The organism is Actinoplanes lutulentus (genome assembly GCF_003259845.1).
Classification (GTDB): domain Bacteria; phylum Actinomycetota; class Actinomycetes; order Mycobacteriales; family Micromonosporaceae; genus Actinoplanes; species Actinoplanes lutulentus.
The window spans coordinates 16,265-33,794 of sequence record NZ_QLMJ01000004.1; the positions used below are offsets into that span (position 1 = coordinate 16,265).

The window sequence follows — 17,530 nt, forward strand, 5'->3', positions numbered from 1 at the left end:
TCGTCACTGGTGTTTCATTCTGAGGTCGGGACGACGTCGGCCCTGCAAAGTCTCTTGAGTCTACGTTAAGAGACACTGATCTCCGCCAGATGCGGATTGATCACACCTCGCACCGGATAGGCGGAGGAACTGAATAGCACAGCCGGTGCGGAGACCGGTAGTCTCGCGCGATGGCGCCAGTGGATTCCGGCCTCTTCGACCGACTCGAACGGTTCTACGACGCTTTGCCCCGCCCCTGGGCGCGGGTCGAGGAGATCGGCTCGCTGAGTCTCTTCGTCCGCGCGGGAGAGGGCTGGCCCTACTATGCCCGCCCGACACTGGGTTCGCACACCCCTTCGGCCGCCGACATCATGGCCACCCGCCGCCTGCAGCGTGAGCTCGGTGTGCCGGAGACGTTCGAATGGGTCCACGAGACTACCCCCGACCTGCTCGCGATCGCCCGTTCCGCCGGACTGGACGTGCTGCTCGCGCCTCTGCTGGTGCTTGAGCCCGCGGCACTCGTACCCGATCTGCCCATTCCCGGCGCCAAGATCCGTTACCTGGACCCGGCGTCGGCGGGTTTCGCCGGCGATCTGCGCGCGGCACGCGCCGTCGCCCGCCTCGGCTTCGGCGCGCCCGCCTATCGGGCGCCCATGGAGGTCGTGGAGAACACGCTGGTCATCGACGGCGCCGGCCCTGCCGAACGGGACGCGAGCGAGGCGCTGAGCCCGGACGCGGTCCGGCAGGCGCAGGCGATGTTCGACAGCGACGCTTACGTCACCGCGGTCGCCGAGTCACCCGAGGAGGGCATTCTCGCGACCGCGACCAGCCAGCGAGTGGGCGCGGTCGCCGAGATCGTCGGGGTCGCGACCCTGCCGTCGGCGCGCAACCGTGGGTACGCGTCGCAGCTCACCGCCACCCTCACCGGCCGGCTGCTGGCCGCCGGGGTCGATCTCGTGCTGCTCTCCGCAGGCGACGACGACGTGGCGCGCCTCTACACCCGCGTCGGGTTCCGCCGGGCGGGTACGGCATGCATCGCACAACCAGCGGCTCTGCCGCTGTGATGTGAGAGGCCTCAGCGACTCGCTCACAGTTCCCACCATTTGGTACGCGGTAAGCACCCGGACCGTCGATGAACCTTACCGTTCGCAGCAGTGATCGAGCTGAGGGCTTCGCACACCGACTGTGTCGAACGGGTGAAATCCCATCCCGCATCCTGATCTTGCAAAATCCAGCCGCCTCGACAGGGGCCCACCGTGTGCCCCTGTCCCGCAAGTCGTGGTCCCAAGGCCCAGCGTGTCGACTTGAGGTTCAATACGCACCCGAACTCGACACGCACACCGCAAACCGCACGGCCGTGTCGACTTGGGGAGCAATACGCGCCGCAACTCGACACGCACGGGCGATCCCCTCGCGCCGTGGTGAATGTCGGCTGCTCTCCGGCGCCGGGATCCCACCACCGGCAGGGATGAGCCGTAGCTCAGCAGGGTTATAGGACAGCGATGACGCGCCCGAGCTACGGCTCGCGCCCCGCGGCCGTCGTTCAGGCACGGTATGCCGGTGCGATAACCCGCCTGAGCTACGGCTCGCCCAGCATCGTCGGCCGGCCGGGGTAGGAGTGAGGGCCGGCCGGGGTAGGGCTGGGTCAGTCCGGTGGGGTCCAGTCGGCTACCGGGTCGAGGGTGCGGCCCAGGATTCGCGGGCGCATGTGGTTCAGCGCGGCGTCCCGGGCCCGCAGGGCGAGCCGGCCACGCGCCTGCACCACCGCGGACATCCGCCGGTTCTGCCGTATCACCGTCGTGGTGCGCGGACGGCGCAGCCGGCTGTATGACTCGACCGCCGCGCACAGGCCCTCGCCCGGCTCGGCGTCCACCATCAGGGTCCGCAACGTCGCGGCGTCCTCGAACGCCAGGCAGGCGCCCTGGCCGAGGTGATGCGGCATGGCGTGCGCGGCGTCGCCGATCAGCACGACACCACCGGAGCCGGAGCGGAACCCGTAATCCCTCGGCAGCGGGCGCAGCTCCCGGACACCCTGCGGGATCAGATCCTCGGGGCGGGTCGCGGCGAGCAGCTCGCCGATCGGTTCGTGCCAGCCGGCGAACCAGCGGCGCAGCAGCGCGAGCTGAGTGGCCGCCGGCTCCGGCCGGGGCGCGCCGGCAGCCGTCGCGACCCAGTAGACACCGCCGACGCCGGCCGCCCGGGTACCGAGCGGGACGGCGACGAAGCGGTAACCGGCACCGAGCGTCTCCCCTCCGGCGAACGTCCCGTCAAGCTCGGGGGTCCGGAAACCGGGGATCACCGCCTGCCACGCGGCCAGGCCGGCACCGAGGGCCACCGCTTCCGGCGCCACCACGGCACGCACCCGGCTGTCGATCCCGTCGGCGCCGACGATCAGGTCGGCCTCGATCACGGTCCGGCCGTCACCGACCACCGGCCGCATGCCGCGGCCGGTGACCACGGTGGTCACCTCGAACCCGGTCCGGATCTCCACGCCGTCGCCGAGACCGGCGATCAGCCCGTCGTACAGGTCCTCCAGATGGACCGCGGCCGGCGCGGGGCCGGTGCCGGCACGCGTACGCGGCGCCACCAGCCATTGGCCGTCCGGCCGCCGCACTCCCCCGTCGGGCAGCGGCGACCAGATCGCCGACCAGCCGCCGTCCGGGTCGAGGGACGTGAGCGCCCGCTGCCCGTTCGGCCAGAGCACCACGGCGGTGGGCGGCGCGACCACACGCTCGGCCCGCTCCAGGACGACGACCTGCCAGCCGGAGCGGGACAGCGCACCCGCGGCGGCAAGCCCGGACATACCCGCGCCCACCACCACGGCCGTCCGCATGCCGGGCCCGGCGATCAGTTCTCGTCTTTGGCGGAGGACGCCGCTGGTACCGGCTCCTCGGACGCCGGCACGGGCGGGAGGATGCCGGTCCGCTGGTATTCCCGGAACCGTTCCTCGCTCACCACCTGATAGGCCACCGGCAGTTTCGGCTCGGTCTTGGCACCGGCCTCGACGTCGACCTGCGAGATGTCGCCCGCGGCGTTCTCGGTCGCTGCCTCGGCTGTGCTTTCCGCCGCGGTCTCCGGCGCGTCGATCGGCACCACGTACGCCCGGGGGCCCTTCGCCACCACGAAGTAGATGGCCGCCGCGACGAACAACACAATCGCGGTGAAGACGTTGAGCCGTACGCCGAAGAAGTGGTTGGCCTCGTCGGTCCGCAGGATCTCGATCCAGGCCCGACCCGCGGTGTACGCCATCACGTAGAGCGCGAACGCCCGCCCCTTGCCGAACTTGAACTTCCGGTCCAGCAGCCAGACCAGGCCCGCGACGCCGAGGTCCCAGATGACCTCGTAGAGGAAGGTCGGGTGGTACAGATCCGGTTTGGTCACCGGCTCGCCGTCGATCACGGTGGCGTGGCCCGGGTTGGCCGAGTCCATCTCGTGGATCTCCAGGCCCCAGGGCAGCGTGGTGATCTTGCCGTACAGCTCGTTGTTGAACCAGTTGCCGAACCGGCCGATCGCCTGGGCCACCGGCAGCGCCGGGGCGAGCGCGTCGGCGAAGACGCTGAACGGAAGGCCGATCTGCCGGGCCGCGATCCAGGTGCCGAGGGCACCGCCGATCACCGCGCCCCAGATGCCGAGGCCGCCCTCCCAGATGTAGAGGGCCCGGATCGGGTCGCCACCGGCGCCGAAGTAGTCCTGCGGCGAGGTGATCAGGTGGTAGATGCGGGCGCCGACGATGCCGAACGGCACCGCCCACACCACCATGTCCAGCGAGACCCACGGCGCCACGCCACGGTTACGCAGGCGCTTCTCCATCAAGAGTGTGGCGACGACCATTCCGGCGATGATGCAGAGCGCGTACGCGCGCACCGGAAACGGCCCGAGATGCCACACGGATGTCGTGGGACTGGGGATGGCGGCGATGTTCACGGGTGCACACGCTACCGGCGCTCAACAGGAAGGGAAGTCCCGGGCAGGGCCCAGTTCGATAAAGAGACCGGGCCCTTCCTCAGCAAGATCTCAGCGCGAGCGGACACCCTCGGCGAGCTCGGCGGAGAGCGCTCGCAGCCGGTCCAGGCCGGTGGCCCGATCCGGGGCCTCCAGCACGCACCGGATCAGGGCGCTGCCGACGATCACACCGTCCGCGAACGCGGCCACCTCGGCGGCCTGCTTGCCGTTGCCGACACCGAGACCGACGCCGATCGCGATGTCCGGGTCGGCCTCACGGATCCGGGTGACCAGCTCGGGAGCCTGCGACGAGACCGAGGTACGCGCGCCGGTCACACCCATCAGGGCGGTGGCGTAGACGAAGCCCCGGCAGTTCGCCACGGTCATCGCGATCCGCTCAGCGGTCGAGCTCGGCGCGACCAGGAACGTCCGGTCGATCTTGTGCTTGTCCGAGGCGGCGATCCACTCCTGCGCCTCGTCCGGGATCAGGTCGGGCGTGATCAGCCCGGTCGCCCCGGCCGACGCGAGGTCACGGGCGAACGCGTCGACACCGTACTTCTCGATCGGGTTCCAGTACGTCATCAGCACCACGGTGGCGCCGGCCGACGAGACCGCGTCGATGATCTTCAGGGTGTCCCGGGTGCGGACACCGTTGGCGAGCGCGATGTCGCTCGCCTTCTGGATCACCGGGCCGTCCATCACCGGGTCCGAGTACGGCAGCTCGACCTCGATGACGTCGCACCCGGCCCGGTGCATCTCGATCATCTGCTCGATGCTGTCGTCGACCGTCGGGAAACCGGCCGGCATGCAGCCGACCAGCACCGAGCGGTTCTCGACCTTGGCCTTGTCGAAGACAGAAGAGATGCTCACGTGTTCTCCCCCGGGACGACGGTCTCGACCGGGTCGAGGATGCCGAAGTAGGCGCCCGCCGTGTGCACGTCCTTGTCGCCGCGCCCGGACAGGTTGACCACGATGGTCGGGGTCCGGCCCAGCTCCTCACGCAGCCGCGGCGCGATCTTCGCGGCCCCGGCCAGGGCGTGCGCGCTCTCGATCGCCGGGATGATCCCCTCGGTACGGCAGAGCAGCGTGAACGCCGCCATCGCCTCCGCGTCGGTGACCGGCTCGTAGACGGCGCGCCCGGTGTCGTGCAGCCAGGCATGCTCCGGTCCGACGCCCGGGTAGTCCAGGCCCGCCGAGATCGAGTGCGACTCGATGGTCTGGCCGTCGTCGTCCTGCAGCAGGTAGGTCCGGTTGCCGTGCAGCACGCCCACCGAACCACCGGTGATCGACGCCGCGTGCCGTCCGGTCTCCACGCCGTCGCCGCCGGCCTCGAAGCCGTACAGACGCACGCCCTCATCGGGGACGAACGCGTGGAAGATGCCGATCGCGTTGGAGCCGCCACCGACACACGCGGCCACGGCGTCCGGCAGCTTGCCGTTCATCTCCAGGACCTGCGCCCGCGCCTCGACGCCGATGCCGCCGACGAAGTCGCGGACCAGCTCCGGGAACGGGTGCGGACCGGCCGCGGTACCCAGCAGGTAGTGGGTGTTGTCGACAGTGGTGACCCAGTCGCGGAGCGCCTCGTTCAGCGCGTCCTTGAGGGTCCGCGAGCCGTTCGTCACCGGGATGACCGTGGCGCCGAGCATCCGCATCCGCGCCACGTTCAGCGCCTGCCGCTCGGTGTCCATCTCGCCCATGTAGACCACGCACTCGAGGTCGAGCAGCGCGGCCGCCGTGGCGCTCGCGACACCGTGCTGACCGGCGCCGGTCTCGGCGATGACCCGGGGCTTGCCCATCCGCTTGGCGAGAAGCGCCTGGCCCAGCACGTTGCGCACCTTGTGCGCACCGGTGTGGTTCAGGTCCTCCCGCTTCAGCAGGATCTCCGCGCCCAGTTTCTCGGAGAGCCGGGTCGCCCGGTACAGCAGCGACGGCACACCCGCGTAGTTGAGCAACAGATCCTGGAACCGTGCCTGGAACTCCGGGTCCGCCTTCGCCGACCGGTACGCGGCGTCCAGCTCGTCCAGCGCCTTGACCAGCGCTTCCGGGACGAACCGGCCACCGTACCGGCCGAAGTGTCCGGCGAGGTCGGGCAGCGACGGCAGCGCGGGCGCGGTCATCGCACCGGCCGCGGCGTTGCCGGGTGGTTGCCGGCGTTGACCAGCTCGGCGACCGCGTCGCGCGGGGACTTCTGGGTGACCAGACCCTCGCCGACCAGCACTGCGTCAGCGCCCGCCGACGCGTACCGGATCAGGTCGTGCGGGCCACGCACGCCGGACTCGGCGATCTTCACGACGTTGTTCGGCAGGCCGGGCGCGATGCGCTCGAAGACCGACCGGTCCACTTCGAGGGTGCGCAGGTCGCGGGCGTTGACCCCGATGACCTTCGCGTTCGCCTCCAGCGCCCGGTCCGCCTCCTCCTCGTTGTGCACCTCGACGAGGGCGGTCATGCCCAGCGACTCGATGCGCTCCAGGAGGCCGACGAGCACGTTCTGCTCAAGGGCGGCGACGATCAGCAGCACCAGGTCGGCGCCGTGTGCCCGCGCCTCGTGCACCTGGTAGCTGGAGACCACGAAGTCCTTGCGCAGGACCGGGATCTTCACCGACTTGCGCACGGCTACGAGATCGTCAAGCGAACCGCCGAACCACCGGCCCTCGGTGAGCACGCTGATGCAGCGCGCGCCGCCGGCCGCGTACTCCCCGGCCAGCTCGGCCGGGTCCGGGATGTCGGCGAGCGCGCCCTTGGACGGCGACGACCGCTTCACCTCGGCGATCACCGCGACGCCGGGCTTACGCAATGCCGCGTACGCGTCGATCGCCGGTGGCGTAGCCGCCGCGAGCTCACGCACCTTCTCCAGTGGTAGCTGCGCCTGACGTGCCGCTACGTCCTCACGCACACCAGCGAGGATCTCCTCGAGAACGTTCTGCGGAGCCGCTCCGCGCTGCGCGGTGCCGCCACTGCCCGCTTCCGCCTGATCGGATGTCACGTAATGACTCCCCTCTCCGGGTGTCTCCGGCCCGATGCTAGGAGGTAGCGACGGTCACCGGGCTCCCGGGGTATGGCGCGCCTCACGGATTGGGCTGGGGCATAATGCCAGGCTGCCCGGCGCTCTGTTCGTTCGATCACATCGGTTCCGATGCTGTCAGGCCGCTGTGCAGGGACCCCTCCCCCGAACGGTGGATAGCACTGCGCGTTGACCCTGTCGTCACCGTGCGGAAATAGGACTCCACCATCATGACTCTCGGGCAGACTTGTCCCGGCACCGAGTACCAGCAAGCGTGCCGCCAGCCGGACGATGATTGCGGAGTCGACCTCATGGCCACTGCCTCCATGACCCAGGTTTCCCTTACCCAGGCGATGGGATTCGCCACCGTTTCCCGGACCCTCGTTTCTCTCGCGGCCGAAGTTTTCACCGGCGTGCAGAAAGCGGTGGTGGGCCCGGACAACGTCCGCACCGCGCGGGACAACGCGTGGGCGGCCATCCAGGCCGACCGTGCCCGTGCCGAGGCCCGGGCCGAGACCAGCCGAGCCGTGGCCGCCCTGATCGCCACCCGGCCCCGCCGGACCCGCGCGAAGAAGCTGGCAAAAGCCCGATAAAACCCTAATGGGTGAATCAGCGGACCGTGGGGTCGTCACCCCGGTCGAGTGCGTCCCACAGGGCCCTCGTATCGGCCGGCGACTCGGGCACCTGAGCCTTTTCCGGGGAGACCTGCGGCGCTGTGCTCCGCTCGTACCGGGAAGACATGGCCGACCACAGATGGCCGTGACGCGCCGCAAGCACGCCGCCCACGGCGACGGCCGCGCCGCCCAGCACGCAGAGAAACGGCCAGATGGCCGCTGAGGCGCCGGCGTCGCCGGCGTCCAGACCGAGGCGCGCCAGCGCCGCCCCGGCCACGATGCCCGCACCGATCAGCGTGAGCAGCACGCCGAGACCGCGCCGCACCCGGCCCCGGGTGGCGAGCAGCGCACCCGTTCCGGCGAGCGCGACCAGCGCGAGGCCGATCAGCCACGGCTGGGATTCCGCGCCGGTCTGTTCGGTACGCAGATCGGACAGGCCGGTCCGGTGCTCGACCTGGACCGACCAGACCCGCGTCACGGCGTAAAGGGTGAGCCCCGCACCGGCCAGGCAGGCCACCACCGACAACAGATGAGTGCGGCGGCTGGTCATCGGGCCGCGCGCAGCGTCTCGGCGGAGGCGATGGCGGCGAGCACGGCAGCCGCCTTGTTCCGGGTCTCCTGCTCCTCGGCGGCCGGATCCGAGTCGGCCACGATGCCGGCGCCCGCGCCGACGTAGGCCACACCGTCCTTGAGCAGCGCGGTCCGGATCGCGATCGCCATGTCCATGTCGCCGGCGAAGCCGAAGTAGCCGACCGTGCCGCCGTAAAGGCCGCGCCGGGTCGGCTCCAGCTCCTCGATGATCTCCATGGCCCGGACCTTGGGCGCGCCGGAGAGCGTGCCGGCCGGGAACGTCGCGGCGAGCGCGTCGAACGCGCTCCGGTCGGCACGCAACCGCCCGGTCACCGTGGAGACGATGTGCATGACGTGGCTGTACCGCTCGATGCGGGCGAACTCCGGCACCTCGACGCTGCCCGGCTCGCAGACCCGGCCCAGGTCGTTACGGCCCAGGTCGACGAGCATGACGTGCTCGGACCGCTCTTTCGGGTCGGCGAGCAGCTCGGCGGCGAGCGCGGCGTCCTGTTCCGGGGTGGCGCCACGCCAGCGGGTGCCGGCGATCGGGTGCAGCAGCGCCGTCCGGTTCGCGCTGACCTTGAGGTGCGCCTCCGGCGACGAGCCGACGATGTCGAAGTCGTCGAAGCGCAGCAGGTACATGTACGGGCTCGGGTTGGTGGCCCGCAGCACCCGGTAGACGTCGAGCGCGTTCGCGTCGGTCGGCCGCTCGAACCGCTGCGCCACCACGATCTGGAAGCACTCGCCGGCCCGGATCGCCTCCTTCGCGATCTCCACGGCCTTCTGGTACTCGCCCGGCGCGGTCCGGCTCACCGGCTCACCGGCCGGTCGCCGATCCACCGTGGAGACCATCGGCGGGGTCGGGCGGGACAGCGCGGTGGTCATCGCGTCCAGCCGGCCGACCGCCTGGTGGTAAGCGGCGAGCTTGGCCGTGTCGTCCGCGTCCTCGGCGAGCACCGCGTTCGCCACCAGCAGCGCCGAACCCTCGTGGTGGTCGAGCACGACCAGGTCGGTGGCGAGCATCATGCCCAGCTCGGGCAGCGGCACGTCGTCGGTCGCGGTGGCCGGGAGCCGCTCGAAGCGCCGCACCAGGTCGTAACTGAGATAACCGACCATGCCACCGGTCAGCGGGGGCAGATCCTCGTTCGGCTCGGCGCCGCCGGTCAGCGCGGCCACCGTCTCACGCAAGGCCGCGACAGGATCACCCCCCAGGGGTACGCCTTCAGGCGGCGTACCGAGCCATTCCGCCTGCCCGTCCTTCTCGACCAGCGTGGCGACACTGCGGACGCCGATGAACGAGTACCGCGACCAGGCGACGCCCTGCTCCGCCGACTCGAGCAGGAAGGTGCCCGGCCCACCGGCCAGTTTCGTGTAGACGCCGACCGGTGTCTCACCGTCGGCGAGCAGCTTGCGGGTGACCGGCACGACCCGTTTGCGGCCGGCCTCGCCGAGGAAACCGGCCTCGTCGGGAACCACGGCTCCGCTGGTCATCACGCCTCCACGGGCAGGTCGTCGGTGAAGCAGGTGTGTGTGCCGGTGTGGCAGGCCGCGCCGGTCTGCACGACGGTCAGCAGCAGCGCGTCGCCGTCGCAGTCCAGCGACACCTTGGTGACCTGCTGGTGGTGGCCGGAGGTGGCGCCCTTGACCCAGTACTCACCGCGGCTGCGGGACCAGTAGGTGGCCTTGCCGCTGGCCAGCGTGCGGCGCAACGCCTCGTCGTCCATCCAGGCCAGCATCAGGACGTCGCCGGTGCCGTGCTCCTGCACGATCGCGGCGACCAGTCCGTCAGGGGTGCGCTTGAGCCGGGCGGCGACCGCCGGGTCGAGGAACGTCTCTGCTTCGGGTACGGGCACGGACTGGATTCTCCCCCATCGGTTCGCGGAGCCGTAACGGCCCGCAGATCGCCCACGATCTGAGTAACCGGGGATGTGCTGGGCGTTGCTGAGCGGTACCGTCGCCGAAGCGCGGTACGTGCCTGACTGCCCGGCGCCCGCCGCTTTGGGTGCGCCTGGACTGATTCGGACGGCCTTCGGTGGGCGCGCACTCGCAACGGGAGTGGTGAAAACCGAGATGGACCCGACGTCCAGCCCCGACAACACCCGGCCTTCACCCGGCCTCGCCCGGTTCTGGCAGGTCCGGCCGGACCCCGACGGTCCGGCGCCGGCATCACCGGCGGACAACGCTGGACAGAACCCTGAGATGGTCGCGCTCGGCTCACGCCGTAAGCCGGAACCACCCGAGACGCCCGCCGACCTGCTGAACGGCTACGGCGTCCGCCCTGCCGCCCCACTACCGCCGGTCACGCCCGCCGACCCGTTCGGCCTGAACCGGGCAGCCCGGCGGTCCGGGCCACGAACCCCCGCCGGTGGCCGTCCGTTCTCCGGACCACCGGCCCGCGATCCTGATCACTCAGGCCCAACGGACGACCAGCCCACACCGGATCAGGACGTAAAGTCCCATGAGCCGGAGGCCGGCGACCCGTCCCCGAGCCGGGACGGCGCCTTCGGAGGTTTCCGCCTCGGCGGGACCGGGCGATTCCTGTTCGGCAACCGCAGCACGGCGGCCGAGGAGGAGAACCGCGCCACGGCGGCAGAAGAGGAGAAGGTCGCCTCGGAGCCACCCGGGGCGCCGGAGTCCGGGATGCCGGAGTCCGGGGAGCCGGGGTCCGGGGAGCCGGAGTCCGTGCCGGAGGCATCTCCGGAACCGGATGAGACTCCGGTTGCGGAAGTCGCCGAACCCGGCGACTCTCTAGTCGCCGAAAAACCGGCCGGCGACGAGCCGGACGATGCGACACCGGCGGACGAACCCGTGGCGGAGACGCCGGCGGACGCCGACCAGGACGCCGCCGACAGGGCGGGGCCCAGCGACGAGAACGGACGTGAAGACATGAACGGACGGGCAGGGGCGCCCGGTTACGCCCAGACCGGCGAGGCGTCGGGCCCGGACGGCACGACGTTCCCCGCTCCTCGGGAAGCTCTGTCGACGCGGGATGGATCGCGGGATGGATCTCCGTCGGCCGGCGACGGGATCGAGGAGCAGCCCGTTTCGGGTGGCGCTCCGCGTACCGCCGCGGGCTGGGCCACCGTGCCCAGCGCGAACCACCCGGTCACGCCGACCTCGGGCAACCCGGCGAACGGGCAGGTCTCCGGCATTCCGGTCTCGCCCGGGTTCGCGTACCCGCCGGTGCCGGGCGGCTTCACTCCGGATCACCCGGCCGCCATCCTCGAGCCGGTCTCCGGCGCGCCGCACGCCGACGCGCCCGAGCAGCCGCAGCACCAGTCGCGGCAGCAGGAGCAGACCCGGCCGCAGGAGCACGAGGAGCCGGCCGCGCAGAGCAACCCGACGTCCGGCGCTCCGGTCTCCGGCGCCACCGTCGCGGCGATCCAGTTCCCGACCGTGCAGATTCCGGCTACGCGTACGCCGCCGGACCTCACTGTCGACCGTTCGAACGAGACCGCGTCTCTGCCGTCGGTGGCCGATGGCGGGTTCGGGTTCGGCGCGACCGGTTACAGCCTGGGCCGCTCCGGCGGCGAGGCGTTCGGCGTCGCGTCGGTGACCCCGGCCGCACCGGGTGCCGGTTCGGTGACCCCGCCGCCGGCCGAGTTCCCGTCGTTCCCGTTCCCGGACAGCAGCGGTGTGACCGGCATCTCCGTCGGTGGCGCCCGCCGCGTGCCGGACGAGGACGACTTCGGCGCGCCCCGGCGCTCGGCGAGCCTCGAGGACGTCGAGCCGGTACGCCGTACCGGCCGCCGCTCGTCGCGCGACGAGGAGTCACCGGCCGCCGAGATATCCCGGACGGTCTGGGACGAGGACGCGGCCCGGCACTTCCGGGCGGCGTGGCACGAGGTGAAGGCGGAGTTCGTCGACGACCCGGTCAACGCGCTCACCCGGGCGCACGACCTGCTCACCGACGCGGTGAACGAGCTCACCGAGGTACTGCTGGCCGAGCGGGACGACCTCGACCCGCTGCGCGGCACCGGTACGCCGGACACCGAGAGCATGCGGATGGCGATGCGCAACTACCGCGAGTTCCTGGAGCGCATCCTCTCGCTGTGACGCGGTAAATGTGAGAACAGCAACGACGGGCGACACCCGGAGGTGTCGCCCGTCGTCGTTTGTGGTTCGGTGTGCTCTGCCGGCCGCGGCACCGGCCGGCAGAGCACAAGGTGGGATCCCGCAGCCCGACGGCGGCAGAAGGGGGCTGCGGGATCCCACCCGTTCAGGGGAGCACTCCCGAAAAGGTGCTCAGGCGGCCGTGTGATCGGCCGCGGTGTCGGAGTCGGCGCAGCGGCGGCACAGGATCGGGTGCAGCAGGTGGGCCAGGTCGTGCCGGTCGGTGACCGGGCGCGGGAAGGCCAGCCGGGCGCTGCGTTTGCCCATCCGGACCAGGAACCCGTACCGGTCCATCCGCACGACGCGGGGCTCGTCACCGGGCCGCGCGGCCGATCCGAGCTGGCGCTTCACGTAATCGCTCATCTCGTCGACGTGGTGGTCGGCGAGGTCGGCGATCAGGTCGAACTCGACGGCGCGCAGCGGGTCCGGGGTGGCCTCCGCGTAGTCGTCCGGGTCGATCTCGACGAGATTCTCGCCACGTTCGTACCGGACCTCGGCGACGTCCATCCGGTACAGCATCTGGCTCTCGCCGATGTCGAGAAGATCGCCGCAGGCGTCGGTGTCGGCGTAATCCAAGGCTGCGGCCCTGGCGTCCTCGCCGGTCAGCTTCGCGGCCCACCCGGAGACCCAGGCCCGCCCGAGCGACGGTGACGTCGCCATGGGAGGTACGTCACGAATATCCAGGACCAGCGCGGTGTCGTCATTACCGTCTTGTGGCCGAAGCGCGGCCGCGAGGGTACCCTCGGCGGGCACGAGTAGTAGCACGCGACCCTGCGCGTCAGTGACATGACGGATCGGAACCGGTCCGGGACGGCAGGCGATGTGGGCCACGGCGGGCAGGTGACCGGCGGCGAGCGTGCGCGCGATCTCGGCGGGACTGGGTTGCATGACGAGCACCTCCGGGCACCGGTTAGGCTTACCTAAGTTAGGCAAGGCTTACCGTAACAGGAGATCTCAGTTGAACAACTCTCGACCCAAGGCGAAGCTCTCGCGAGCTCTCGGCATCCCACTGACGCGTAAGTGCGTCAAGTACTTCGAGCGGCGCCCGTTCCCGCCGGGCGTCCACGGCCGTGGCCGTCGTAAGAGCTCGGACTACCAGGTCCGTCTGCTGGAGAAGCAGCGTCTTCGCCACCAGTACAACATCAGCGAGGTCCAGATGCGGGCCGCGTACGACGCCGCGCACAAGGCAGAGGGCAAGACCGGCGAGACGATGGTCACGCTGCTCGAGCGCCGCCTGGACGCGACCGTTTTCCGCGCCGGCTTCACCCGGACCATCTACCAGGCCCGCCAGCTCGTCGTGCACGGTCACTTCACCGTGGACGGCAAGAAGGTGGACCGCCCCGGCTACAAGCTCAAGCCGGGTCAGGTCATCGAGGTCAAGGAAACGAGCCGCTCCAAGCCGCCGTTCCAGATCGCCGCGACCGGCACCCACATCGATGGGCCGACCGCGCCGTACCTGTCGACGGTTCTTGAGGAGCTGCGCTCCACCGTGGTCCGGGCGCCGCAGCGCTCCGAGGTCCCGGTTCTCTGCGACGAGCAGCTGGTCGTGGAGTACTACGCCCGCTGACGCGGGGCTCATGAATCGCTGAGATGGCGGGTTTCTCGCCGCGGTTGCTCCTGGGATGTTCCAGGAAGCAGCCGCGGCGGGCGACGCGCTCATCTCACCGGCGCATGTATTTGCCGGTCAGCGCGTCTGTTCCAACCAGCTGGCGTAGAGCTTGGCGTAGATCGAACCCTCCTCGGCGAGGAGGCGTGCATGCGGGCCGCGTTGAACGACGCGGCCCGCATCCACCACCAGGACCTCGTCGGCGGCCTGTGCCGTCGACAACCGGTGCGCGATCGCCACCGTCGTCCGGCCCCGGGTCACCAGGTCGAGTGCGTGCTGCAACCGCACCTCGGTCGCCGGGTCCACCGCGCTGGTCGCCTCGTCCAGCACCAGCAGATCCGGGTCGGCCACGTACGCCCGGACCAGCGCCACCAGCTGGCGCTCCCCCACGCTGAGCGCCTCACCGCGCTCACCCACCGGCGTCTCCAGGCCCTGCGGGAGCCCGGACAGCCAGTCGGCGAGCCCCAGCTCCACGAACGCCGTCCGCAGCTGGTCATCGGTCAGATCCGGCTCCGCGAACCGGATGTTCTCCGCGACCGTCGCGTCGAAGAGGAAGCCGTCCTGCGGCACCATCACCACCCGCGAGCGCAGCGACGAGAACCGCACCGACGTGAGCGGCACCCCACCCAGCAGCACCTCACCCTCAGCGGGGTCCATCAACCGGGTGAGCAGCTTCGCGAACGTGGTCTTCCCACTGCCGGTCTCGCCGACAACGGCCACTTTGGTACGCGCCGGAATCTCCAGATCCACGTCATCCAGCACGAGAGGGCCTTTAGTCCGGTTAAGGGCGGTGGTGGGGTGGTTGGATGGGGGGCCGCCGGGATAGCGGAACGAGACGTTCTTGAAGGTCACCGAGAGCGGGCCGGCCTGCAGGGGAACACCTTGGTCGTCCGGGTCCGCCACGTCCGGTTCCACGTCCAGCACGTCGAGGATCCGGCGCCAGCCGGCGACCGCGTTCTGTGCCTCGTTGAGCATGTCGGTGGCGATCTGCACGGGCTGGATGAAGAGCGTGACCAGGAAGAGGAACGCTGTCAGCTGCCCCACGGTCAGCCCGCCGTCGATGCCGATCAGGGTGCCGGCGACGACCACGCCGGCCAGGGCCAGCCCGGCGCCGATCTCGCCGCTGGAGAAGCTGGTCACGCTGGTCTTCAGCGCTTTCTGCTGCGCGGACCGCAGGTCGTCGATCGCGCTGTCCAGACGCATCCCGGTACGCCCGGCCACCCCGTACGACCGGATCACGGTGGCTCCCACCACACTTTCCGCGACCGCGCCGAGCATCACACCGGTGCGCTCACGAACCGTGCGATAGACAGCGGCGAGGCGATTCTGGAACAGCCGGATCACCAGGATCGCCGGGCCGAAGGCGAGCAGCACCACGATGGTGAGCTGCCACGAGTAGATCGCCATCACCACTGTCGAGACGATCAGCTGGCCGCTGGCGAGCAGCAACTGGATGCCGCCGGTCTGCAGGAACTGGGAGATCTGGTCGACGTCGCTGGTCACCCGGGAAACCATCGAGCCACGCCGCTCGGACTGCTGGTGCAGCATCGACAGATCGTGGATGTGCCGGAACGTGCGCGAGCGCAGCGCGCCGAGCGCGGTCTCGCTGACCGTGAACAGCCGCCGGGTCATCAGATATCCGCAGACCGTCGAGATGACCAACGCGAGCAGGGTCAGCACCACGATGGTCAGCACGATGCCGGGGTTCGGCCCGCCGGGCGCGTTGATCCCCTTGTCGATGCCCTGCTGGATGGCGATCGGCACGGCGACCCGGCCGGCCATCTGCAGCAGCGCCAGCCCGATCGTCCCGGCCATCCCGGGCCGCAGCTCCGGACTGAGTGCCAGGCCTCGGCGGATGGTCGCGACAGTGCCTTCGTCGGTCATCGCTGTTCCGCCTTCTCGTACGCGGTCACCAGATCCCGGTAACCGGGTTCCGCCGCCATCAGCTCCAGATGGGTGCCGGTCGCCACGACCCGGCCCCGATGCAGGTAGACCACCTCGTCGGCGAGCGCGATGGTGGCCCGCCGGTACGCCACGACCAGGACCGACGTGTTCGCGTCCCGATCACGAAGCGCGCCCAGGATGGCCGCCTCCACTCTCGGGTCGACGGCGCTGGTCGCGTCGTCGAGCACCAGCAGGCGGGGCCGGCCGGCGAGCGCGCGAGCCAGGGTGATCCGCTGCCGCTGCCCGCCGGAGAGCGAGGTGCCGCGCTCACCGACCTGGGTGTCCAGCTCCTGCGGCAGCCCGCCGACGAAGCGGTCGGCCTGCGCCAGCCGCAACGCCTGGCGTACGCCGTCGTCGGTGATCTCCGGGCGGTCCAGGGAGATGTTGCCGCGGACCGTGTCGTCGAACACGAACGGGATCTGCGGGACCAGTGCCGCGGCCCCGGCCAGGGCGACGGCGGACAGGTCGGGCAACTTCACCCCGTCCAGCGCGATGCTGCCGGATCCCGGGTCGACCAGACGGATCGCGAGGGAGGCGATCGTGGACTTGCCGGAACCGGTCGCGCCGACCAGGGCCACCGTCTTGCCGGCCGGAACCGTGAAGGTGACCTCGTCGAGCACGGCGGGACCTTCGGCGTACCGGTAGCTCACCTGCTCGAAGCGGAGCTCTGCCGGTCCGGTGCCGGGGACCCCGGCATCTCCGTACTCAAGATCTCCGGTGGCGGAGAGGACGGCCTGGACCCGCTCCCAACCGGCGACGCTGCGCGGCAGCTCGCCGATCACCCACCCGATCGCGCGCACCGGAAACGCCAGGACGGTGAACAGGAACGCGACGCTGACCAGCTCGGACACGTTGATCGCGCCGCTCTGCAGACGCCAGGTGCCGATCAACAGCACGGCGAGGGTGCCGACGCTGGGCAGGCTGTCCATCAGCGGGTCGAAGATGCCGCGCAGCCGTCCCACCGAGACCAGGGCGTCACGCAGTTCGGAGACGAAGACGCCGAACCGGCGTGACTCGTCCGCTTCCCGGCCCATCGTCTTGACCACGAGGGCGCCGTCGAAGCTCTCGTGCGCGACCGCGCTGACCTTGGCGCGCATCTGCTGGGCGTGGATCTGCCGGGGTGCCATCCGCCGCGAGTAGGCGAGGTTCAGCGCGAACAGCGTCGGGAACAGCGCCACGCCGACCAGGGCAAGGACCCAGTCGGTGAGGAAGAGCGTGATCACCGCGCCGAAGATCATCACGATGGTGCCGACGGCGAACGGCAGCGGCGCGATCGGCCCGAACGCGGCCTCCACGTCGGAGTTCGCGTTGGAGAGCAGGGTGCCGGTGGCGTGCCGCTGGTGCCAGGACGGCGGCAGCGAGAGATAACGCCGGGTCACCGCGCGCCGGTAGCGGGCCTGCAGCCGGAACTGCATGTAACCGGCGCCGAGACGACGGCCGAAGATGCTCGCCACCCGCAGCCCGCTGATGCCCACCAGGATCGCCACGACCCCCGCGAGCGAGGCGGTGCTCACGCTCCCTGCCGCGAACGCCGGCACGACGATGTGCCCGGTCACAAATCCGACGACGTACGAGTTAGCAATGATCAGTAGACCGAAGAGACTGCTGCCGATCGAGCTGACGACGAAGAGCCGTGGTTCCGTACGGATTGCCTGGCCGAGCACCCGCAGTCCCCGTCCCAGCACGTCATTGCTGGTTCTGCCGCTCAATTTCCTACCTGACTGGTAAGTGTTCGCCGGGGCTTCCGGCCTTACCTGTCCA

15 protein-coding genes are annotated in these 17,530 nt (G+C 70.5%); 4 read left to right on the forward strand and 11 right to left on the reverse strand.

The annotated features are described in order from the left end of the window. The first annotated feature begins 170 nt into the window (after positions 1-170). Positions 171-1,043: a GNAT family N-acetyltransferase gene (locus B0I29_RS10380; protein WP_111648716.1), complete on the forward strand. Its 873-nt coding sequence runs from the start codon at positions 171-173 to the stop codon at positions 1,041-1,043. Between the two features lie 581 nt (positions 1,044-1,624). On the opposite strand, the gene B0I29_RS10385 is transcribed toward B0I29_RS10380, so the two are convergent. The 5 genes from B0I29_RS10385 to trpC form a co-directional block, all read right to left on the reverse strand. Next, positions 1,625-2,812 carry an FAD-dependent oxidoreductase gene (locus B0I29_RS10385; protein WP_111648717.1) on the reverse strand — a complete coding sequence of 396 codons (1,188 nt, stop codon included), beginning with the start codon at positions 2,810-2,812 and terminating at the stop codon, positions 1,625-1,627. A 14-nt stretch (positions 2,813-2,826) separates the two neighbouring features. Further along, the gene (gene lgt, locus B0I29_RS10390; protein WP_111648718.1) at positions 2,827-3,903 is read right to left on the reverse strand and encodes a prolipoprotein diacylglyceryl transferase; all 1,077 of its coding nucleotides are present in this window, start codon (positions 3,901-3,903) and stop codon (positions 2,827-2,829) included. Between the two features lie 90 nt (positions 3,904-3,993). Next, entirely contained in the window at positions 3,994-4,791 is a 798-nt protein-coding gene (gene trpA, locus B0I29_RS10395) for a tryptophan synthase subunit alpha (RefSeq protein ID WP_111648719.1), read from the reverse strand. Next, a complete protein-coding gene (trpB, locus tag B0I29_RS10400; RefSeq protein WP_111648720.1) occupies positions 4,788-6,038 on the reverse strand; it encodes a tryptophan synthase subunit beta in 1,251 nt (416 codons plus the stop codon). The genes trpA and trpB overlap by 4 nt, the downstream gene beginning before the upstream one ends. After that, the gene (gene trpC / locus B0I29_RS10405; RefSeq protein WP_245972481.1) at positions 6,035-6,826 is read right to left on the reverse strand and encodes an indole-3-glycerol phosphate synthase TrpC; all 792 of its coding nucleotides are present in this window, start codon (positions 6,824-6,826) and stop codon (positions 6,035-6,037) included. The genes trpB and trpC overlap by 4 nt, the downstream gene beginning before the upstream one ends. A 422-nt stretch (positions 6,827-7,248) precedes the next feature. Here trpC and B0I29_RS10410 point away from each other — a divergent pair, with 422 nt between their 5' ends. Then, the gene (locus tag B0I29_RS10410) at positions 7,249-7,515 is read left to right on the forward strand and encodes a hypothetical protein (RefSeq protein WP_111648722.1); all 267 of its coding nucleotides are present in this window, start codon (positions 7,249-7,251) and stop codon (positions 7,513-7,515) included. Between the two features lie 16 nt (positions 7,516-7,531). Here the strand turns inward: B0I29_RS10410 and B0I29_RS10415 are convergent, their stop codons facing one another. From B0I29_RS10415 to hisI, 3 genes are read right to left on the reverse strand one after another with little or no spacing between them, the layout of a single operon-like run. After that, entirely contained in the window at positions 7,532-8,086 is a 555-nt protein-coding gene (locus B0I29_RS10415; RefSeq protein WP_111648723.1) for a Trp biosynthesis-associated membrane protein, read from the reverse strand. Further along, positions 8,083-9,597 (reverse strand): anthranilate synthase component I, encoded by a 1,515-nt coding sequence (locus B0I29_RS10420; RefSeq protein ID WP_111648724.1) that lies wholly within the window; start codon positions 9,595-9,597, stop codon positions 8,083-8,085. The genes B0I29_RS10415 and B0I29_RS10420 overlap by 4 nt, the downstream gene beginning before the upstream one ends. Next, complete coding sequence (gene hisI, locus B0I29_RS10425) at positions 9,597-9,959, reverse strand: phosphoribosyl-AMP cyclohydrolase (RefSeq protein WP_111648725.1); 363 nt, start codon at positions 9,957-9,959, stop codon at positions 9,597-9,599. The genes B0I29_RS10420 and hisI overlap by 1 nt, the downstream gene beginning before the upstream one ends. Positions 9,960-10,164: 205 nt before the next feature. On the opposite strand from hisI, the gene B0I29_RS10430 reads away from it, so the two are divergent. Next, positions 10,165-12,162: a hypothetical protein gene (locus tag B0I29_RS10430; RefSeq protein WP_220091302.1), complete on the forward strand. Its 1,998-nt coding sequence runs from the start codon at positions 10,165-10,167 to the stop codon at positions 12,160-12,162. A gap of 189 nt (positions 12,163-12,351) precedes the next feature. Here the strand turns inward: B0I29_RS10430 and B0I29_RS10435 are convergent, their stop codons facing one another. Then, positions 12,352-13,107, reverse strand: a complete 756-nt coding sequence (locus B0I29_RS10435; RefSeq protein WP_111649138.1) for a DUF2470 domain-containing protein — start codon at positions 13,105-13,107, stop codon at positions 12,352-12,354. Between the two features lie 70 nt (positions 13,108-13,177). Here B0I29_RS10435 and rpsD point away from each other — a divergent pair, with 70 nt between their 5' ends. After that, positions 13,178-13,786 carry a 30S ribosomal protein S4 gene (gene rpsD / locus B0I29_RS10440; RefSeq protein WP_111648727.1) on the forward strand — a complete coding sequence of 203 codons (609 nt, stop codon included), beginning with the start codon at positions 13,178-13,180 and terminating at the stop codon, positions 13,784-13,786. A 117-nt stretch (positions 13,787-13,903) separates the two neighbouring features. On the opposite strand, the gene B0I29_RS10445 is transcribed toward rpsD, so the two are convergent. Both B0I29_RS10445 and B0I29_RS10450 read right to left on the reverse strand, forming a co-directional pair. Further along, entirely contained in the window at positions 13,904-15,709 is a 1,806-nt protein-coding gene (locus B0I29_RS10445) for an ABC transporter ATP-binding protein (RefSeq protein ID WP_111648728.1), read from the reverse strand. After that, positions 15,706-17,478: an ABC transporter ATP-binding protein gene (locus B0I29_RS10450; RefSeq protein ID WP_111648729.1), complete on the reverse strand. Its 1,773-nt coding sequence runs from the start codon at positions 17,476-17,478 to the stop codon at positions 15,706-15,708. The genes B0I29_RS10445 and B0I29_RS10450 overlap by 4 nt, the downstream gene beginning before the upstream one ends. Between the last annotated feature and the right edge of the window lie 52 nt (positions 17,479-17,530).